Source organism: Ruegeria sp. BHSB064, from assembly GCF_059613205.1.
The window spans coordinates 1-5,350 of sequence record NZ_JBXWSB010000197.1 but is presented as its reverse complement, the minus strand read 5'-3'; the positions used below and the strand labels follow the sequence as shown (position 1 = coordinate 5,350).

At 57.8% G+C, this 5,350-nt stretch carries 3 protein-coding genes and 1 pseudogene; 3 read left to right on the top strand and 1 reads right to left on the bottom strand.

Going from position 1 to position 5,350, the window contains the following annotated elements; all coding sequences use genetic code 11:
• The coding region (locus AC2FNU_RS23840) for a malate synthase G (RefSeq protein ID WP_496793700.1) at nt 1-1,571 on the bottom strand (1,571 nt) is incomplete at its 3' end.
• Between the two features lie 209 nt (nt 1,572-1,780).
• Here AC2FNU_RS23840 and pepN point away from each other — a divergent pair.
• The 3 genes and pseudogenes from pepN to AC2FNU_RS23825 all read left to right on the top strand — a co-directional run.
• Entirely contained in the window at nt 1,781-4,333 is a 2,553-nt protein-coding gene (gene pepN / locus AC2FNU_RS23835; protein WP_496793696.1) for an aminopeptidase N, read from the top strand.
• Entirely contained in the window at nt 4,330-4,758 is a 429-nt protein-coding gene (locus AC2FNU_RS23830; protein ID WP_496793691.1) for a hypothetical protein, read from the top strand. The genes pepN and AC2FNU_RS23830 overlap by 4 nt, the downstream gene beginning before the upstream one ends.
• Before the next feature lie 129 nt (nt 4,759-4,887).
• A pseudogene (locus tag AC2FNU_RS23825) lies at nt 4,888-5,350 on the top strand (hypothetical protein); the annotation flags it as partial.

Here is a 5,350-nt window from a genome sequence, read left to right as displayed (position 1 = left end):
CAGGTTGCGCCAGACATCGGGTGTCCGATCTTGGCCTCTAGCATGTCGCCCATGCGATCCGGCATGGCCCACATGCCCTTGCCGATCTGCGCCTTGCCTTTCAGGCCGCAGGCCAGACCGATATCGACATTACGGTCCTCGTAAGACGCGATCCATGGCGTGTTCTTGATATCGCCCTTGGGCAGCATCGGACCGGCTTCCATCGAGGTATGGATCTCATCCCCGGTCCGGTCCAAAAACCCGGTGTTGATAAAGGCAACACGTGACTTCGCTGCCCGAATACATTCCTTCAGGTTGGCCGAGGTGCGTCGTTCTTCGTCCATGATGCCCAACTTTACCGTATTGCCGGGCAGGCCAAGGATGTCTTCGACCATGTCGAAGATTTGGACCGAGAAGGCAACTTCCTCGGGCCCGTGCATCTTGGGCTTCACCACATAGACCGAACCTTCAACCGAGTTGCCGCCTTCGCGCTTCAGATCGTGCATGGCGATCAACGTAGTGCAGAGGGCATCCATCAGCCCTTCACCAATCTCGCGCCCTTCGGCATCCAGCACAGCTGGGTTGGTCATCAGGTGGCCCACATTGCGCACCAGCATCAGCGATCGGCCTTTCAGGGTAGCCTGCCCTCCCGACGGCGTGGTGAAGCTCAGGTCGTCAGCAAGTTTGCGAGTGAATGTCGTGGCACCCTTCGTGACTTCTTCGGTCAGGTCACCCTTCATCAGACCCAACCAGTTGCCGTATGCGACAACTTTGTCAGCGGCATCAACACAAGCCACCGAGTCCTCGCAGTCCATAATTGTCGACAACGCTGACTCGAGCCGGACATCCGCGATGCCAGCGGGATCGGTTGCGCCAATGGTACTGGAAGGATCGATCATGATCTGGATGTGCAGGCCATTGTTCTTCAGCAGCACGAATTCCGGTTTGTCCGCCGCACCACCAAACCCAGCAAATTGCGCGGGGTCGCCCAGCGCAGGAACCAATCCTCCATCCTTCACTGTAAGGCTGGACACGTCCGCCCAAGACCCGGACGCCAGTGGTATGACTTCGTCCAGAAAGGCTTTGGCCCATGCAATCACCCGCGCCCCACGGGCGGCATCATAGCCACCGCCCGCTGGCAAATCACCCATAGCGTCAGTTCCATAAAGCGCGTCGTAAAGACTGCCCCAACGGGCATTGGCAGCATTCAAGGCAAAACGGGCATTGGTGATCGGCACCACTAGTTGGGGACCGGGGGTAAGGGCAATCTCGGGATCAACGTTTGCCGTCTCGATCTGGAAGCCGTCGCCTTCTGGGACCAGATAGCCGATCTCTTTCAGGAAGGTTTGATATTCGCCCGGATCAATCTCCTGCCCTTTGCGGGCCATGTGCCAGCCGTCGATACGGCTTTGAATTTCAGACCGTTTCGCAAGAAGGTCTCGGTTCTTCGGTCCCAACTCGTTCACCAATCGTGCCAGACCTGCCCAAAACTGCTGCGAGGATACTCCCGTTCCCGGCAGCGCCTTCGCCTCGATAAACTCTGCCAAAATCGGATCAATCTGCAGCCCGTTCAGGGTGTGTCTGCCTGTCATGTTCCCGCTCTCCTGCGATTGTGTGCCACTGTATGCTTTGCTGCATTTAGGCGGAAAGTTTCCGATAGGCAACTTTCGTCGGGCGATTTGCATTATTCGGTCGGACAACAAGCTGCTTCAAAATCAGCAAGTGAATGGCGCAGGCCAGTTGCAGCCCCTGAACGAAGCCCCTAACGTCGCGCCAAACCCGTACCGATACGAGGCCCCAGATGCATGACGCTGCCCCGGCAACAATTTACCTGAAAGACTACACACCGTTTGGCTATCTGGTGGATAGCGTGCACCTGACCTTTGACCTTGCAGACCATGCCACCCGGGTCACATCGCGTATCGCATTCCGCCCGAACCCCGATGCCACGGACCGGACGTTCTTTCTGCACGGGGAAGACCTGACACTGATCCGCGCTGCAATCGACGGTGCAGAGATCACGCCGGACGTGACCGACAAGGGGCTGACCGCTGCCGTACCGGATGCGCCCTTTATTTGGGAGGCCGAGGTCGAGATCGACCCCGGCAACAACACCGCGCTGGAAGGGCTTTACATGTCAAACGGCATGTATTGCACGCAATGCGAGGCGGAGGGGTTTCGCAAGATCACCTACTACCCCGATCGCCCGGACGTGATGTCCACCTTCACCGTGCGCATCAACGGCGACCTTCCGGTGCTGCTGTCCAACGGCAACCCGTCGGGCAAAGGCGAAGGCTGGGCAGAATGGACCGATCCCTGGCCTAAACCGGCCTATCTGTTTGCTCTGGTCGCAGGCGACCTGATTGCCCATCCCGGACAATTCACCACCAAATCAGGCCGAGATGTGGAATTGAACCTTTGGGTGCGTCCCGGTGACGAAGGCAAATGTGCGTTCGGGATGGAAGCACTTAAGCAGTCCATGAAATGGGACGAGGACGTCTATGGCAGGGAATACGACCTCGATGTGTTCAACATCGTCGCCGTGGATGATTTCAACATGGGCGCGATGGAAAACAAGGGGCTGAACATTTTCAACTCGTCAGCCGTTCTGGCCAGCCCCGAAACTTCAACCGATGCGAATTTCGAACGCATCGAAGCCATCATAGCGCATGAGTATTTTCACAACTGGACCGGCAACCGCATCACCTGCCGTGACTGGTTTCAGCTCTGTCTGAAAGAAGGACTGACGGTATTCCGCGATGCGCAGTTCACATCCGACATGCGCTCGGCCCCGGTGAAACGCATTCACGATGCCATCGACCTGCGCGCGCGCCAGTTCCCAGAAGACAATGGACCGCTCTCGCACCCCGTCCGACCCGAAAGCTTTCAGGAGATCAACAACTTCTACACCTCGACCGTCTATGAGAAAGGTGCTGAGGTGATCGGAATGCTGAAACGCTTGGTCGGGGATGACGCCTATGCCAAAGCACTGGACTTGTACTTTGACCGCCATGATGGCCAAGCCTGCACCATCGAAGATTGGATCAAGGTCTTCGAAGACACCACAGGCCGCGACCTGACCCAATTCAAACGCTGGTACAGCCAATCGGGCACGCCGCGCGTCACCGTCTCAGAAGACTGGGCGGACGGCACGTATACCCTGACGTTGAAACAGCGCACCGAGCCAACGCCGGGGCAGAACGAAAAGCAACCTCAGGTGATCCCGGTTGCCGTGGGCCTTTTGGGGGCAAATGGGGTTGAGGTCCGCCCGACCGAAGTGCTGGAACTGACCGAAGCTGAGCAAAGCTTTCAATTCACCGGGCTGGCCGCAAAACCCACGCCTTCGATCCTGCGGGACTTCTCAGCGCCGGTCATCCTTGAGCATGACGTCAGCAATGCCGAGCGCGCTTTTCTGCTGGCCCACGACACAGATCCGTTTAACCGCTGGCAGGCCGGGCGATCTTTGGCACAGGACACATTGCTGCGGATGATACTGGATGATGCCGCGCCGGATGCCGATTACCTTGACGGGTTGCTGGCCGTGTTGCGTGACGGAGAACTGGACCCAGCCTACCGCGACCTGATGTTGGGGCTGCCGACGCAATCGGAACTGGCGACAACCCTGTTTGAACACGACCAGATCCCCGACCCCATGGCGATTTGGACCGCGACAGAAACGCTGCGGCAGGCCACGGCCCAGCACTTGCAGGACCTGTTACCGCGCCTGCACAGCGAAGCCTTAGTGGATGGACCTTACGCGCCGGACGCCGCGCAATCCGGCAAACGCGCCCTTGGCAGCGCTGCTCTGGCGCTGACCACCCGACTGGACGGCGGGGCACTGGCAGCTGAGTCCTATGCCAAAGCGGATAACATGACCCTGCAATTGACCGCCTTGTCCTGTCTGTTGCGCGCGCGCAAAGGAGAAACAGAACTGGCCGCGTTCTACAACCAGTGGCAACATGACCGGTTGGTTATGGACAAGTGGTTTGGTCTGCAGGTGACAATGGCTGCACCCGAAGCGACGCCCGGAGTGGCAAAGGCTCTGACACAGCATTCCGACTTCAACTGGAAGAACCCGAACAGGTTCCGCGCGGTCATGGGCGCACTGGCCATGAACCACGCCGGGTTCCATCAGCCTGACGGGGCAGGCTATGCCCTGCTGGCTGATTGGCTGATCCGGCTAGATCCCGTGAACCCGCAAACCACAGCCCGCATGTGTTCGGCATTTCAGACGTGGAAACGGTACGATACCGACCGTCAGGACCTAATGCGCACGCAGCTTTCTCGCATAGCCGAAACCCCGAACTTGTCGCGTGACACCAGTGAAATGGTTTCGCGTATCCTTGGCGCATGACTGAATTCACATTCGCCCGCCAGAACCGCAACACGCGAACACTGGTCATTCTGGCTGCGGTCTATTCTGGCTTGATGGCTCTGGTCGTTCTGTTCGATGCCGCGTGGTGGATCGTATGGCTGCTGGCATTGGGCACCCTGCCGGCTGTATGGGACGTGGTCCAGAACACGCGCGCTGGCGTGCAGATCGACGCGGCCGCCATACGCTGGTTCACCGGCAAGCGTCAAGCGGAGGTCATGTTGCAGGACATTGATTTTTTTCGATTTGACACGCGGTGGGACTTGTCCGTACGCGTGTCCATCGTTCTGCATTCGGGCAAACGAATCCGTTTGCCGGATGAGTCGCTTCCGCCGCATCGGGAGCTGGAACCGGTCCTGACGCAGGCCGGGTTCCGTGTTGAGCGCCATCATTTTACTATTTTTTGAAACACTGGGCCTCTGACCGGTAAATTGGACACAAAAATCGAAAACTGTTAAGCATTTAACTTGATCTGAGCCCAATATCTCGCCAGATTTGAGAGACGTTAAGTGTTTTTACAGTTTTTGAGTTTCGCCATGTTTCGGTCGTTTCGGGCAATGTTTGCCCAACCCTCAGCCTCATCCGCTCCTGCCGCACCAGAATTGTGCGCGACGAAGTCTGCGTTGGCGGCGGCCTTGCCGGAACAAGGACAACTCAACATTCCTGTTGTGCAGACAGGTAATGAAAACCTGATCGGACATTCCACAATCGAACATGGTCGCTATTTGGCCAGGCAGGATCGCTGGACCGACCTGTCCAAGGAAATGCGAACCGCGGATCAGGATCGCGCCGCGGTGTCGGACGGGATGCCAATAGCCGATCTTCTGGCATTTGGGGCAAGATCGGATGTGGTTCTGGCTGCGGAACACGCACTGACGGACGGCAAGGCCATTTCGGATTACGACCTTTTGGGAGGCATATCTGAGCTTGAAGGCGAAATGGCGGACAATCCTGATGACCCCATGATCGCCGCCGTTGTGGCCCTTGCCCATATCGATC